This window comes from Nocardia shimofusensis NBRC 100134, assembly GCF_001613125.1.
GTDB classification, from domain to species: Bacteria; Actinomycetota; Actinomycetes; order Mycobacteriales; family Mycobacteriaceae; genus Nocardia; species Nocardia shimofusensis.
The window spans coordinates 119,879-134,710 of sequence record NZ_BDBT01000001.1 but is presented as its reverse complement, the minus strand read 5'-3'; the positions used below and the strand labels follow the sequence as shown (position 1 = coordinate 134,710).

12 protein-coding genes are annotated in these 14,832 nt (G+C 69.7%); 5 read left to right on the top strand and 7 right to left on the bottom strand.

What is annotated here, in order from left to right; translation table 11 throughout:
- Window positions 1-40: 40 nt before the first annotated feature.
- Together NS3_RS00645 and NS3_RS00640 are read right to left on the bottom strand one after the other, a co-directional pair.
- Window positions 41-1,711: an ABC transporter permease gene (locus NS3_RS00645; protein ID WP_245649377.1), complete on the bottom strand. Its 1,671-nt coding sequence runs from the start codon at window positions 1,709-1,711 to the stop codon at window positions 41-43.
- Window positions 1,708-2,619 (bottom strand): ABC transporter ATP-binding protein, encoded by a 912-nt coding sequence (locus tag NS3_RS00640; protein ID WP_067852197.1) that lies wholly within the window; start codon window positions 2,617-2,619, stop codon window positions 1,708-1,710. The genes NS3_RS00645 and NS3_RS00640 overlap by 4 nt, the downstream gene beginning before the upstream one ends.
- A gap of 87 nt (window positions 2,620-2,706) precedes the next feature.
- On the opposite strand from NS3_RS00640, the gene NS3_RS00635 reads away from it, so the two are divergent.
- The 3 genes from NS3_RS00635 to NS3_RS00630 all read left to right on the top strand — a co-directional run bounded on the left by NS3_RS00635 (window position 2,707) and on the right by NS3_RS00630 (window position 4,639).
- Window positions 2,707-3,201: a GbsR/MarR family transcriptional regulator gene (locus tag NS3_RS00635; protein ID WP_245649376.1), complete on the top strand. Its 495-nt coding sequence runs from the start codon at window positions 2,707-2,709 to the stop codon at window positions 3,199-3,201.
- 209 nt (window positions 3,202-3,410) lie between these two features.
- Window positions 3,411-3,554, top strand: a complete 144-nt coding sequence (locus tag NS3_RS29385) for a hypothetical protein (RefSeq protein WP_218018175.1) — start codon at window positions 3,411-3,413, stop codon at window positions 3,552-3,554.
- A gap of 572 nt (window positions 3,555-4,126) precedes the next feature.
- Window positions 4,127-4,639 (top strand): GNAT family N-acetyltransferase, encoded by a 513-nt coding sequence (locus tag NS3_RS00630; protein ID WP_067852193.1) that lies wholly within the window; start codon window positions 4,127-4,129, stop codon window positions 4,637-4,639.
- 118 nt (window positions 4,640-4,757) lie between these two features.
- Here the strand turns inward: NS3_RS00630 and NS3_RS00625 are convergent, their stop codons facing one another.
- The gene (locus NS3_RS00625; protein WP_067852192.1) at window positions 4,758-5,258 is read right to left on the bottom strand and encodes a MarR family winged helix-turn-helix transcriptional regulator; all 501 of its coding nucleotides are present in this window, start codon (window positions 5,256-5,258) and stop codon (window positions 4,758-4,760) included.
- Window positions 5,255-5,890, bottom strand: a complete 636-nt coding sequence (locus NS3_RS00620) for a DJ-1/PfpI family protein (protein WP_067852190.1) — start codon at window positions 5,888-5,890, stop codon at window positions 5,255-5,257. The genes NS3_RS00625 and NS3_RS00620 overlap by 4 nt, the downstream gene beginning before the upstream one ends.
- Before the next feature lie 175 nt (window positions 5,891-6,065).
- Between NS3_RS00620 and pta the strand changes: the two genes are divergently transcribed.
- Both pta and NS3_RS00610 read left to right on the top strand, forming a co-directional pair.
- Window positions 6,066-8,138, top strand: coding sequence for a phosphate acetyltransferase (pta, locus tag NS3_RS00615; RefSeq protein ID WP_067852188.1), 2,073 nt, complete (start codon window positions 6,066-6,068; stop codon window positions 8,136-8,138).
- 38 nt (window positions 8,139-8,176) lie between these two features.
- A complete protein-coding gene (locus NS3_RS00610) occupies window positions 8,177-9,382 on the top strand; it encodes an acetate kinase (protein WP_067852186.1) in 1,206 nt (401 codons plus the stop codon).
- Window positions 9,383-9,519: 137 nt separating this feature from the next.
- Here the strand turns inward: NS3_RS00610 and NS3_RS00605 are convergent, their stop codons facing one another.
- The 3 genes from NS3_RS00605 to NS3_RS00595 all read right to left on the bottom strand — a co-directional run bounded on the left by NS3_RS00605 (window position 9,520) and on the right by NS3_RS00595 (window position 14,708).
- Window positions 9,520-11,865: a serine/threonine-protein kinase gene (locus tag NS3_RS00605; protein WP_373865266.1), complete on the bottom strand. Its 2,346-nt coding sequence runs from the start codon at window positions 11,863-11,865 to the stop codon at window positions 9,520-9,522.
- A 375-nt stretch (window positions 11,866-12,240) separates the two neighbouring features.
- Window positions 12,241-13,212 carry a glutamate ABC transporter substrate-binding protein gene (locus NS3_RS00600; RefSeq protein ID WP_067852184.1) on the bottom strand — a complete coding sequence of 324 codons (972 nt, stop codon included), beginning with the start codon at window positions 13,210-13,212 and terminating at the stop codon, window positions 12,241-12,243.
- Window positions 13,209-14,708, bottom strand: a complete 1,500-nt coding sequence (locus tag NS3_RS00595; protein ID WP_174550411.1) for a GlnX family signal transduction membrane protein — start codon at window positions 14,706-14,708, stop codon at window positions 13,209-13,211. Before NS3_RS00595 ends, NS3_RS00600 begins: the two co-directional genes overlap by 4 nt.
- Window positions 14,709-14,832 lie beyond the last annotated feature (124 nt).

Genomic DNA, 14,832 nt, shown 5'->3' with positions numbered 1-14,832 from the left:
GATGTGATGGCGGCGGTACCGAACGGCGCGGCCCACGCGCCTAAGCGGTATCCAAGTCGCGTTCCCGGAACGCATAGGCGCCCGCAACCACCGCTGCGGCCGCGAGAGCGGTGAGTACGACAAGCGCGGGCCAGCGCATCTCCTCCAACGGCATGCGGGCGATGTGCTGGAACGGGGACAGGTCGTGGATCCATGGCGGCAGCTTCATGAGCGGTCCGAAGAACCCGAGAACCATCGAGAATCCGAGCAGGGCCCAGGTGGCACCGACAGCTTGCGGGAAGAATCCGTAGAGCAGTGCGGCGACCGCCAGCACCAGCAGTACCGCGGGAGCGAACAGTAGGTGGGCGAGGAGGCCGTCGACAAGGTATGCGCCGTCGCCGACCGATAGAGACAACGCGATGCCGAACGCCGCGCCGGTTGTGGCGAGCAAGGCGAGCACCCCGATGGCCGCGACGCCGATCCACGCGGCGAACCACCCCACCCGGCCGGTCGCGGTCGCCAGCACCGGTTCGGTGCGACCTCTGGTTTCCTCGGTTCGCAGGGATTGCACAGCCAGGATCGCGAAGACAGCGACCAGGAGCGCGTCGAACAGCGCCATGGTCCCCAGATAGCCGTCGAGCATGCGGCCGGCATCACCGCCCATCACATCGACCATCTGATCGGGCAGGTCGTCGAAGGAGTCGACGATCGTGTTGCCGATCCCGCCGTAGAGTGCGCCGCCGGCGACCAGGGCACAGGCCCAGCCGACGAGACCGGCGCGTTGCAGCCGTGCTGCCAACGCTACGGGGGTGTCCATCCAGTTCGCGGCGTGTCGCGGGCCGGGCCGTGCGGGGACCAACCCGGCGCCGAGGTCACGGCGCGCTGACAGGAGATACGCGACGACGGTGAGCGTCAGAGCCGACGCGATCGAGAGCGACAGGGGCCACCACCGCCCCTCGGCGTAGGCGCGGGTCTGCTGCGACCACGCCAGCGGCGAGAGCCACGACAGCGCGCTACCACCCTCCCGAATCGCGTCCCCGGCCGCACGGAGGACATAGGCGATCCCGAGGGTCAGCCCGGCGAGCCCGGATGCCGTCCGCGAATATTCGGTGACTTGGACGGTTATCGCGGTGATCGTGGCGAATACGAGGCCGACTGCGCCGACTCCGGCTCCGAACAGCAGTGCGTCGGAGGTGTCGAGGCCGGTCGCGGCGAACGAGCTCGCGATCAGCACAGCCACCGCGATATCTGCGATGAGAGCGACGAGCAGGGCGGCGGTGAGCTGGGCGTGGCGACCGACCGCGTTGGCGCGGACCAGTTCCGCGCGTCCGGCCTGTTCCTCGACACGGGTGTGGCGGGAGATGAGCAGGATGTTCATCAGCGCGGCGAGCAGCAGGAAGTACAGGCCGTACACAGCGACGATCACCGATTCGATCGTCGGGTCCGCCAGTCCGAAGCCGGGTCCGGAGATGAGTGCTCCGACGACTCCTTCGGCGAACTGGCTGACCGCTCGCAAGTCGTCGGGCGTCTTGTACACCTGCTGCAGTGCGCCGGCGTAGTAGAAGCTCATCGCCGTGATGCCCAGCAGCCACATCGGGAGCTTGATGCGGTCGCGGCGCAGGTCGAGCCGAAGCAGTATGCCTGTGCCCGCGAGCGGACCGCGCCGGGTGCCCGGCCCCGCTTCGTGCGGAGCAGCGGTGGGTGCGCCGGAACAGGTTGTGGTGCTGGTCATTTGATCGCCCCATTACCCGAAGCGGTGAGTTCGCCGCCGTAATGACGCAGCATGAGTTCCTCGAGCGTGGGCGGGTGGCTGGTCAGCGCGCGGAGTCCGGCGCGGCTGATACGAGCGACCGCGTCGTCGAGCGTATCGGCGTCGACATCGAAGCGAACTTTGCCGTCCTCGGTGTGCACGTTGTGCACGCCGGACAGGTTGCCGAGATCGCCGACGGGGCGTTCGGTGACGGCTTCGATCGTGGTGCGGGTCAGGTGCCGCAGTTCGGCGAGGGTGCCGGTCTGCACCACCCGGCCGGCGCGGATGATGCTCACCCGGTCGGCGAGTTTCTCCACCTGGGCCAGGATGTGACTGGACAGCAGCACCGTGCCCCCACGTGCCTTCACTTCGGCGACGACATCCTGGAATACCACTTCCATCAGCGGGTCGAGCCCTGCGGTGGGTTCGTCGAGCAAGAACAGTTCCGCGTCCGAGGCCAAGGCCGCGATCAGCGCGACTTTCTGACGATTGCCTTTGGAGTAGGTGCGGGCCTTCTTGGTCGGATCCAGATCGAACCGCTCGATCAGCTCGTCGCGGCGGGCCGGGTTGGCCGTGCCCCGCAACCGGGCGAACACATCGATGGCCTCCCCGCCGGTCAGATTCGGCCACAGCTCCACATCACCGGGCACGTAGGCCAGACGTCTGTGCAGTGACACCGCGTCGCGCCACGGGTCGCGACCCAGGAGTTGGACCGATCCGCCGTCCGGGCGTAGCAGGCCCAGCAGCACGCGGATCGTCGTGGTCTTCCCGGCGCCGTTGGGGCCCAGGAACCCGTGTACCTCGCCTCGGCTCACCTCGAGATCGAGCTCATCGAGGGCGGTGGTGCGGCCGAAAGTCTTACGCAGGCTGGAGATTGCGATGTCCATCATCCGAGCGTACATAGATTTCACAAATGTGTGAATAGTATGAAGGCTATGATGTAGCGGCGGCTGACCGCGGACTTCTGGAGGTTGGTAGTGGACGAGCAGGAACAGGCTGTCCTGCGATTCGTCGAGCAGTTCGCGCTGCTGCTCGTGGATTCCGGCATGCCGAGGATGGCGGCCCGCGTCTTCGCTTATGTCCTCGCCGACGACGCCGAGCGCTACACCGCCCAAGAGCTCGCGACCGGTTTGCGGGTGAGCCCGGCGGCGATTTCGGGGGCGGTCCGCTACCTCGTGCAAACCGGGCTGCTGGGGCGCGAACGTGAACCGGGTGCCCGCGCCGACACTTACCGTGTCTATGACGACGACGTCTGGTACGCGATCACCGCTCAGCGCCAGGAGGCGCTCGACCGTTCGCTGCGCTTCCTGGCCGAAGGGGCCGAATTGCTCGACGAGGCCCGCCCCGGCGGCCGCCGCGTTCGCGAGACCCTGGAGTATTACCGGTTCATGCGCGCCGAACTCCCCGAGCTGATGAGTCGATGGCAGAAACATCGGCGTGAAATGTTTCCCGAGAACCGCTACCTGCCCTAGGCGCTCGATTGCCGGCACTCTCTGATTGCCTCGCCCGCCCATGCCCGGCCGGCAGGCTGCCCTTCGAGGGGCGCCATGTACCGCCGGCGCATCGTTCCGGTCGGCGGGGCCGAGGGCGCAACCGCGCCACGAGCGGGCGGCCGATGCCCGCTTCGGGCCGGTACGTTCGAAGTATCGGTTTCGACAAGGCGGACAACCGGAGGTGCGCGATGGGAATGCTCGGCAAGGCTATCAAGAGTGGTGTCGCGATCAAGGCTTTCCAGGTCGTCAAGCGCGAGGCGGCCAAGCCGGAGAATCAGCGCAAGGCCCAGGAATTTGCCGCCAAGTTACGTCAGCGGCGCAGCTCGCGCTGAGACGTCGCACAGATGGGAAGGCCGGCCGTATATCGCTGGCGGATACGGACGTCCGGTGTTAGCTTCGGACGTCCGAATTTCGAAGTGGTGCGAGAGATCAAGAGGTGAGTTGATGATTGCCGTGAAGATCGCTGCCCTGTGCAGCGCCCGGACCATCCTCACGTCCCGGGCTCCGGTCTGATCGATTCCCATCGCCGATAGTGGTGCGGGCCGTGTCGGCTCGTAGCCTCGGTGGGGGCGGCTCGTTCGCAGCACTGTTCGTCGAGCATGCGGCCGCTGGTCTGGTTCCCGCTCGTATCGTGCGGGCCGACCACGGCCGCTGTGAACGGTCACCGCGTCAGGGCCCGGCCGTGCGGACAGCGCGGCGGTCACCTCCCTCGACGCCGGTCATTCCGTGTGCACAGGCGACCGGGCAGCGCTGCGCCCGGGTCCGGAACCGGAACTAGTGCTGCCACGGCGCAGCGCAATCACCATGGCCTCCTCGGATCGCACCTCTCACCGGCGCTGACGCCGCGTGTGGCATCGCGTATCCGTGGCCGTGCAACCGACCATCACCAACGGAGAGAACTGCTTTGAGCACTCGCACCAACTGGATCACTCGCGCCGAGACCGCCGCCGACATCCCGGCGATCCGCAAGATCAACCTCGGCGCCTTCGAGACGGCAGAGGAGGCCGACCTCGTCGATGCGCTACGCACCGACTCCGCGTGGATAGGCGACCTGTCGATCCTCAGCGCGGGGCCGGACGGCAACCCCGTCGGGTACGCACTACTGACCCGCTGTCATGTCGACGACACCCCGGCGCTGTGCCTGGGACCGTGCGCGGTCCTGCCCGAGTACCAGAAGACCGGGGCAGGCTCGGCCGCTATCCGAGCCGCTCTCGAGGCTGCCGCGCAGGCGGGGGAGCACTTCGTGATCGTTCTCGGGCACCCGAGCTACTACCCGCGGTTCGGCTTCACCCGAGCTTCCGAGTACGGCATACGGCTGAGTATCGACGTCCCCGACGAGGCATTGATGGCACTGAGTCTCGACTCCGCACAGCTGCCCAGCGGCCTTGTCCGCTACGCAGCACCCTTCGGCATCTGACCGAGCCGAAGACTCGGCGGGGCTTCTGAACCGATGCCCTGGGCTCGTCGGCGGACATGCCGGCGAGCCCAGGGCACGTCCATATCTCCCCGCATCCGAAAGAGGTCGGTCTCGCGGATCAGCTGCTCGCGGCTCGGGTCGGCTGTCGTGGATTCTCGTGGCCGGGTTCGGTCATCGCTTCGATGGCGGCGGTCAGTTCGGTGAGGGCGAGGACGATCTCGGCGAAGCGGTCGTAGCCCAGGAGATCGGCGAGTTCGGCTGCGCGACGGGCGTGCTGGGGATTGATGGCGCGCACGGCGGCCAGCCCCTCGTCGGTGATCGCGACCAGCTTGGCGCGCCGGTGGGCAGGGTTGGGGCGGTATTCGGCCAGGCCTTTGTCCACCAGCAGATCGGCGATGCGCTGGACGCTCTGGCGCGTGATGCCCATGGCGCGGGCGACACCGGCCACCGGCAGCGGCTCGGGCATGACCGCGCCGAGCACCTGCCACCATGCCGCGGTCAAGCCGGCGGGGTGGGCCAATTCCTCTGCCAGAGCGAGGAATCGGCCGTTGAGACGGAAGGAGGTGATGGCTGCCGCGCTGAACAGTTCCTGTTCGGACGGGGTGTGTGGAACGCTCACGCCCGCGCGGCCTCGTAGGCGGCGAGTTCGGCGTAGGCGTCGGCGTCCTGGCTGTCGAAGACGCGGAACCAGGCGTCGAGGATGCGGGGTTCGTAGAGTCCGAGCACACCGAAGATCTCGCGGGCGAACTCGAACGGCGCGGTGCCCGAGGCGGTGACCAGGAGTCCCTCGTCGTCGGTGACGGCGGGCTGGGCGACGAAATGGTCACCACCCGCGTAGCCGCTGTAGGCGAGGAATTCGGGCGCGTTGCTGGTGTGCTTCCTGGTGTCGAGCAGGCCGGCGGCCGCGAGGCCGAAGGTGGCGCCGCAGATCGCGGCGACAGGGGTGCCCGCGGCGAGGAACTGCCGCGCGGCGGTGGCGAAGGCGGTGAGTTCGCCGGTGACCCAGGTTTCGGCGCCGGGCAGGATCAGCATCGCGCCGTGCGACGGATCGATCTCGTCCAGCGCGAGGTCGGGCACGATCCGCGCTCCGCCCTTGGTCCTGATCGGCTCGCGGGTGGGGCCGACCGTCACCACCTCGTAGCGCCCCGGTTCGAGCTGCCCCGAGGGATCGTTGATGTGCGCGGTGGCGGCGCCGACCTCCCAGTCGGCGAGCGTGTCGTAGACGGCGGCGTAGACGGGAATCGGAGACATGCGGTTCCTTCCGGAGGGTTGACAGTATGTTGTCATTATTGACAGCGTGCTGTCAATAGCACCCTCGATACGCTCGGGTCGATTCCCCTGTACCCCAGCGGCTTCCTGATGGCGGTGCGCGGTGGCATCGAGGTGCGCCGGGCAAGATCACCGCCGCTCACTAAGCTCTACAGACATGGCCGACACCGCTCCGTCCACCGTCTACATCGCCTCCCCCGAAGGAGAGACCGGGAAATCGACGGTTGCCCTCGGCGTATTGCAGATGCTCTGCGCGACCACCGCGCGGGTGGGAGTGTTCCGGCCGATCACGCGCTCGACCACCGAACTCGATCACATCCTGGAACTGCTGCTCGAGCACAGCACCGCCGATATCGACTACACGCAGGCCATCGGCGTCACCTACGAGCAGGTGCACGCGGACCCGGACGCCGCGATCAGCGAGATCGTCGAGCGTTTCCACGAGGTCGCCGCGGTCTGCGACGCGGTGGTGGTGGTCGGCAGCGACTACACCGAGGTCGCCAGTCCCAGCGAGCTGCGGTTCAACGCCAGGATCGCGGTGAACCTGGGTGCGCCGGTGCTGCTGGTGGTGCGCGGCGCCGACCGCACGCCCGCCGAGATCAAGCATCTGGTCGAGGTGTGCGTGAGCGAGTTGCGCACCGAGCACGCGGGCGCCCCCGTCGCGGTCGTCGCCAATCGGTGCGCCCCCGAGCGTATCGGCGAAGTGCTCTCGGCCCTGGCGGCATTCGACATGCCCTCCTGGGCGTTGCCCGAGGTGCCGTTGCTGATGGCGCCGACCATGGCCGAGCTCTGCGAGGCTGTCGGCGGGCAGATGTACAGCGGCGATCCGGAACTGCTGCAGCGCGAGGCGTTGAAGGTCATGGTCGGCGGCATGACGGCCGAGCACATCCTGGAACGGCTGGTCGACGGCGTGGTCGTGGTCGCGCCCGCGGATCGCTCCGATGTACTGCTGAGCGTGGTGAACGCGCACGAGGCGGTCAGCTTCCCCTCGTTGTCGGGCATCATCATGAACGGCGGTCTGCTTCCGCACCCGGCCATCGCCCGGCTGATGGAGGGCTTGAAACCCCGCCTGCCGATCCTCACCACGCAGCTGGGCACCTACGACACCGCCAGTGCCGCCTACCGCGCCAGGGGCAAGATGTCGGCGGGCAACCCGCGCAAGGTCAACACCGCGCTCGCACTGATGGAACAGCACGTCGACGCGCCGGAACTGCTCAGCCGCATCCGTGTCGAACACAGTGACGTGGTGACCCCGCAGATGTTCGAATACCAGCTCATCGAACGCGCCAGGGCCGACCGCAAGCGCATCGTGCTGCCCGAGGGCGACGACGACCGCATCCTGCGCGCCGCGGGCCGGGTGCTGCAGCGCAAGATCGCCGACCTGGTGATCCTGGGCGACGAAACCACTGTGCGCGCCCGCGCCGCCGAGCTCGGCGTCGATATCGGCGAGGCCGAGGTACTCGACCCGCGCACCTCCGAATACCTCGACAAGTTCGCCGCGACCTACACCGAGCTGCGCAGGCACAAGGGCATGACGCTGGACCGCGCTCGCGAAAAAGTCTGCGACATCTCCTATTTCGGCACCATGATGGTGCACGAGGGCATCGCCGACGGCATGGTCTCCGGCGCCGCGCACACCACCGCGCACACCATCCGCCCGTCCTTCGAGATCATCAAGACGGTGCCGGGCGTGGACACCGTGTCGAGCGTGTTCCTGATGTGCCTGGCCGATCGCGTGCTCGCCTACGGCGACTGCGCGGTGGTGCCCGACCCCAGTTCCGAACAGCTCGCCGACATCGCGATCTCCTCGGCGGCCACGGCCGCCCGGTTCGGCATCGAGCCCAGGGTGGCGATGCTGTCGTATTCGACCGGCGAATCCGGCACCGGCGCGGACGTGGACAAGGTGCGGGTGGCGACCAGGCTGGTGCGCGAGCGCGCGCCGGAACTGCTGGTGGAGGGCCCGATCCAATACGACGCGGCCATCGAGCCGACCGTCGCCGACGCCAAACTGCCCGACTCCGAGGTGGCGGGCCGCGCGACGGTGTTCATCTTCCCCGACCTCAACACCGGCAACAACACCTACAAAGCGGTGCAGCGCAGTGCGGGCGCGGTCGCGATCGGCCCGGTGCTGCAGGGCTTGAACAAGCCGGTCAACGATCTCTCGCGCGGTGCGCTGGTGGCCGACATCGTCAACACCATCGCCATCACCGCCATCCAGGCGCAGGGCTGAGCGTGGGACTCGGAGAGGTGAGTGGAGCAGGAGTGGCTGTGACAACGAGTGAAAATCTCGTGCTGGTGATCAATTGCGGTTCGTCGTCGATCAAATACCAGCTGCTCGAACCGCAATCGGGTGAGGTGGCGGCCTCGGGCCTGGTCGAGCGCATCGGCGAGGACGACAGCGCTGTCGAACACCATTGCGGTCGACGTGTTCTCGAACGCTCCGGACGCATCCCCGACCACCGGGCGGGGTTGCAGCAGGTCTTCGAGCTGTTCGACGAGACCGGGTTCGATCTGGCCGGAGCGGGACTGCGCGCGGTCGGGCACCGCGTGGTGCACGGTGGCGAGGTGTTCCACGAGCCGACGCCGGTGACCGACGAGGTGGTCGCGACCATCCTCGCGCTCGCCGACCTCGCCCCGCTGCACAACCCGCCCAACGCGATCGGCATCGAGAGTGTCCGCGAGCTGCTGCCCGGCGTGCCGCAGGTCGCGGTGTTCGACACGGCCTTCTTCTTCCACCTGCCCGCCGCCGCGGCGACCTACGCCATCGACAGGAAGGTCGCCGCCGAATACGGCATCCGCCGCTACGGATTCCACGGGACCTCGCACGAATACGTCTCCGGCCGGGCCGCCGAATTCCTCGGCCGCGATCCGAAGCAGTTGCGCCAGATCATCTTCCATCTCGGCAACGGAGCCTCGGCCTCGGCCGTGCGTGGCGGCAGGCCGATCGACACCTCGATGGGGCTCACCCCGCTCGAGGGCTTGGTCATGGGCACGCGGCCCGGCGACCTCGATCCCGGCATCCTCGGTCACCTCGCGCACGCGGGAGGCTTCGATGTCGAACGCATCGACGAGCTGCTCAACCGCGAGTCCGGGCTCAAGGGCATGGCCGGGGTCAACGATTTCCGGGAACTGCGCAGGCTCATCGACGCCGGCGACGAGAACGCCCGGCTCGCCTACGACGTGTACGTCCACCGGCTGCGTCGCTACCTGGGCGCGTATCTGGTGGCGCTCGGCGGCGTCGATGTCATCACCTTCACCGCGGGCGTCGGCGAGAACAATCCGGATGTGCGGGCCGACGCGCTGGCCGGTCTGAGCGCCTTCGGCATCGAGGTCGACCAGGAACTCAACACCTCGGAAGACCGCTCGGCGCGGCGGATTTCGCCGCCGGACGCGCCGGTCGCGGTGCTGGTGGTGCCGACCAACGAGGAGTTGGCGATCGCCCGCGCGGCGAGCCGGGTCGTGACAAGCGCCTGAGCCCGGTTCGCGAGGAGTCTCTGTCCGGCGAGCCGACCGGCCGGGACGATGAGTTCCGAATCCGGGGTCGAGCGGGATTCTTTGTGTCTCCTCGGCCTGCGTGTGCCGAGTCGATCGCGCCGGGGCGAACCCTGGGCTCAGAAAAGGGTTTTCGCGCGTAGCGCGTTGGCCAGGTCGACGAGCGCGTAGCGGTGGGCGCGGCCGGGAGCGACGCGGGCGAGCGCGCGCAGACCGGCTTCGGTGCCCGCACGCAGGTCGCGCTCGGTGAACGGTGCGCCCAGGAGTTCGGCGTCGCGCCGGGCGGGTTCGTTGCCCGCCTGTAACCAAGCCAGGGCTGTGCCGAGCACGATCACGCGCATTTGCCGAACCCGGCCTTCGCCGGTGGGCAGTGCCGCGATCCGGTCGGCGGCGACGCGCAGGGTCGTCTCGGGCAGCTCGGCGACCGGGGCGGCGGTGAGCAGCAGCAGGATCGCGGTGAGCCGGGCGGTGGTGAAGGCGCGGGAGGCGGCGGGGACCTCGTCGAGGGCGCGCACCGCGTCGTCCACCCGGCCCGCGGCGGCGAGCTGACGAGCCAGGCCGAAGGCGGCGCTGACCACCGCGCGGTCGGTGCGCCAGACGGTCTCGTAGTACTTCTCGGCGTAGGCGCGCCATTGCTCCCGGTCGGGGGAATCCCAGTGCTGGAGAATCAGTTCGGCGGTGGCGGCGAGCGCGAGCTTGGGCGCGATCTCGCCGGGCAGCACCCGCAGCACCTCCTCGAAACCGGTGAACGCGGACTCGAACTGCTGCTCGCGCAGATCGGCGAGTCCGCGGAACCAGTGCACCCGCCAGTCGGCGGGCTCGAGTCCGGCGAGCAGACGCAGCGCGTCGGCGGCGTGCCCCTGATCGAGGCGGATGCGGACCTCGGCCAGCCGCAGCTCCGTGCGCGCGGTGCCCGGCGCGTGCTCGGGATCGGCCTCGATGCGCTCGCACGCCGCCCGCAGTGCCTCCAGTGCTTGGTCGGGGTCGGGTTGCAGGGTCGCGGCCAGCAGTCCGGCCGCCGGATCGGTCGGGTCGATGAGCGGGATCGGCAGTGCCGGCGCGACATCGGTGCTGCGCAGCAGGGCGTCGCGGGCGATGCCGTCGACGTAGGCGTCGGTGCGGCTGATCAGTTCCTCGGTGCCGAACCCGGCACGCTGGGGACTGAACACTGTGGACAGCTGGGGATGTTCCTCGCCGGTCTCCAACGCGAGGATCTCCCGCAGCACCCCCGCCGCCTGCGCCGACATCGCGCGCGCCGAGGGAAACCGGCGGGCGGGGTCGGGGTCGGTCGCGCACAGCAGCAGCCGGTGGAAGAACTCGTGACGGGCGAGCACGGGATGGCGGGCCGGGTCAGGGATGCCGTCGGCGTAGTAGCCGCGGTCCATCGGCAGATCCAGCGTCAGCACCGCCAGGGTGCGGCCGACGGTGTGGATGTCGGTGGCGACGGTGGGTCCGGTGGAGGCGATCTCGGGGGCTTGGAAACCCCTGGTGCCGTACAAGGTTCCGTAGGCGTCCAGTGCGGTGACCGCGCCGAGGTCGATCAGTTTGACCTGGTCCTCGGTGATCATGATGTTGTCGGGCTTGAGATCGTTGTAGGCCAGGCCGATCGAATGCAGGTAGTCCAGCGCGGGCAGGATCTCGAGCAGATAGGCGATGGCGACGGTGATCGGCATCCGCTCCGGGCGCGGATGATCGTCGAGCAGTGACCGCAGTGACCGGCCGCCCACGTACTCCATGACGATGTAGCCGACCGGCTCGCCGTCCGTGCCGGGATGCTCGACGAAATTATGGATCTTGACGATGCTCGGATGCGCCACCTCGGCCAGGAACTGCCGCTCGGCCACCGCGACCGCCTGCGCTTCGGCGTCCCCCGCGTGCAACAGCCCCTTGAGCACCACCCACCGGTCGCTCACATTGCGGTCGATCGCCAGGTAGATCCAGCCCAGCCCGCCGTGCGCCAGGCAGCCCTGGATCTCGTACTGTCCGGCCACCATGTCTCCGGCGTGCAGCGACGGCCGGAAATCATAAGGCGCGCCGCAGTTCTCGCATACTCCCGCCGAGGTCGCCGGGCTCACCGCCGTCGCCCGGCCGACCGGTTTCGCGCACCGTCCGCAATAGCGCCTGCCCTCGCTGACCACCGGGTCGGTCAGCACGGCGGCCAGCGGATCGGCGGGCGGGATCGCCGGGACCGGCACGAGTCCGCCGCCGAGCCTGCGCACCGTCGGTCTGGAACGGGCGGTCCGCACGCTGCGGCCCGACGCGGTCGGCATCGAACCAGGGCCCGCGCCGGAGCCGCGCTTCGAATCCGGCCCGGAGCCCTGCGTCGACCGTGGTCCGGGACCGTGCCCGGACACCGGACGCGGGGTGAATCCGGTAGGGAAGCCGCCGGATTCGGGTCGGGGCATGGCGCCCGTCGGCGGGAAATCCTCGTCGCCGGGTTGGGCGACCGCTTCGGTCTGTGGGATGTGCTCGGTACCGGGTCGGGGCGTGGCGCCTGTCGGTGGGATGTCTTCGTCGCCGGGTCGGGCGACCGCTTCGGTCGGCGGGAAGTGCTCGGTACCGGTCCGGGGCACGGCGCCCGTCGGCGGGAAATCCTCGGCAGCTGCGCGCGGCGAGGCGGGCGATCGGGACACCGGATCGGTGGCAGGGAGGTCGCTCGGCTCGCGCGTCGGCCGGGCGACGGTGGCGGGTGCGGTCTCGGGGGCGTCCCGGCGGACGCGCAGCGGCTCGGTGCGGGCGCCCGCCGTCTCGTCGGGCGGGCCGTGGTGGGGGGCGTCGGTGCGCGAGGCGCCGGGAGACGGGGTGCCGGGGCGCGGGGCGTCGGGTTCGGTCATCGGCGCTCAGTCCTGGTAGGTCGCGGCGGGCGGGGTCGGCGCGGGTCCGAGGACCGAGAGCCATCTCTGGTGGAGGGTGGTCCAGGTGCCGTCGGAGCGCAGGCGTTCGAGCGTGCGGTTGACGAAGCGCACCAGGTCGTCGGCTTCCTTGGGGATGCCGATGCCGTAGGGCTCGGCGCTGATGCTGTCGCCGACGACCTGGGTGTAGGGGTCCTGAGCGGCCAAACCGGCGAGGATCGCGTCGTCGGTGCTCACCGCGTCCACCTGACGTTGCTGCAGCACCACCAGGCAGTCGGCCCAGCTCGGCACGGTCAGCACGGCGGCGGCGGGCTGCTCGCGGCGGACGCGGTCCAGCGAGGTGGTGCCGCGCACCACGCACACCCGTTTGCCTGCCAGATCCTCGATGCCGTCGATGCCCGAGTCCTTCATCGCCAGCACCCGCTGGTCGGCCCGCAGATACACCGTGGAGAACGCGACCTTCTCCTTGCGCTCGCAGGTGATGGTCATGGTCTTGGCGACCACGTCCACGGTCCGGTCCCGCAATGCCTGCTCGCGATCGCCCGAACTGAGCGTGCGGAACTCGACCAGTTCGGGATCGCCGAGCAGGTCGGCGGCGATCTCGCGGGCGATGTCGGCGTCGAACCCGACGACCCGGCCGGTGGTCGGATCGCGGAAGCTGAACAGGTTGCTTCCGGTGTCCAGGCCGACGACCAGCCTGCCGCGCCGGCGGATCGCGTCGAGGGTGGGACCGCTGGTCGCGCCGTTCGGGCGCAGGCTCGCGGTCGGATCGCCGCAGGACGCGTCCTCGCGCGGCGGCAGCGGGGCGGCGGTGTCCAGCAGTTCCGCTCCGGCGGGCAACGGCGGGCCGACGAAGCCCGACCCCGACGGACGACCGGACGGTTCCGGCGCCGACCCGCAGCCGGTGAGGATTGCGCATCCGGCCAGCAGCGCGGCGCACACCGCGCGCCGGGCCCTCACCGGTACTCCCGCAGTCGCGGCCAGATGCCGGCGCAGACGCCGCCGACCGCCAGCAGTCCCAGTACCAGCGCGCCGGGGGAGAGGAAGTCCAGCACCCGTGCGGCGCGGGAGATGTGCTCGCGCTGGTGGACCCGGGTCTCGTCCAGCGCGCCGTCCAGCGCCAGATCCAGCGCGTCGACGGCCGCCGCGGTCTGCGCTGCGCCCGCGCCGGTGGCGACCTCGGCGGCGCCCGGATAGTCCCCGTGTGCCAGTGCGTCGTTCATCCGCTGATGCGACGCTCGCCACCGGTCCAGCGCCGCCCTGGCATCGCCGACCGCGTCGGTGGCCGGAGCCCGGTCCGAGTAGCCCTCCAGCAGGTCGGCGATCCGGGTGATGCTCTCGTCGTAGATGCGGTCGTAGTCGCCCGTCGCGTCACGCCGCGCCAACTTCAGGGTCTCCGCCGTGCGCGCTTGGTGAGTGAGGATGCGGCTCTCGACCAGCCGGGAACCGGGCACCGTGCCCTCGTCGCGACCGCCGATCATCGCCCCCGCCGAGATCGATCCGGCGATCACCGTCCAGGCCAGCAGGATCAGCATCAGCGCCGACGCGGCCAGCAGACCGGGATTGAGCACCCGACGCCATCGCCGGGTCAGCAAGGTCTGCACCCACGCCAGCGCGCCGAGCGCCACGAGCAGCAGCACGATCGCCGTCCACGGTGGCCGCACATGTCTGCGCCCGGCCTCGTCGACCGCCGCCGACCGGTGGTCCTCCAGTTCCTCGGCCATCGGCAGCAGCGTGCTCTGCATCTGGTGGGATGCCTCGCTCAGATACGCCGCGCCCACCGGGTAGCCGCTGCGATTGTTGGCTCGCGCGGTCTCGACGAGCCCTGTGTAGACCGGCAGGCCGGTGGCGATGCCGGTGCGCAACCGGTCGTCGGCCTCGGCGTCGCCCGCGCCGATCACCACTTCGGCCGCGGCCTCGCCGACGGCCTGGGCGTAGCGTTCGCGCACTGTCCGCGGTTCCAGCCCGCCGGAGATGAAGGCGGTGCTCGCGGCGGCGTCGGCGATCGACAACGAGGTGTAGAGCCGGTGCGCCGAATGTGCCTCCGGTTCGGTCTCGGCCAGCAATACGTCCAGCGCCAGCTGCCGGTCGCCGACCACATCGGCGGTGACGACGGCCGCGCTCGCGCACAACGCGATCAAGAGCAATCCCACCGCGATCAGCAACCCCGGCGAGGAATTCGCGAAAGCCCGCACGTTGTCCGGGGCGAGCCGCTCGCGCAGGGCGGCGGCCGCTCGCTGCCCGGTGCGTGGCTTCGCCGTGGCTCTCACCTCCCGTGTCGGCCACGGCTCGTTCGAGCCCGCCTCGGTCCGGTCTCGGCCATGTCCGCCCCCCGATCCGGCCCCCGCCCGTGTGCCGCCGATCGCCGTCTCCGGCCGCGCGTCGGCCTCGTGATCCGCGTCCGCCCCGGTCTCGAGCCCCGCCCCCGCGCCGGGCCCGCTGTCCGCCCGTGTCATCCGTCCACCTCCGCGGTCCGCGTCCCGGCCGTGCGCCTGCATCGCAGTTTATTGTGGTCCTATCGATGCCACGGTGCGTCGAACACCCCCGAGGCGGGTGCGGCGGGGGAGGTGCATCGTGGCG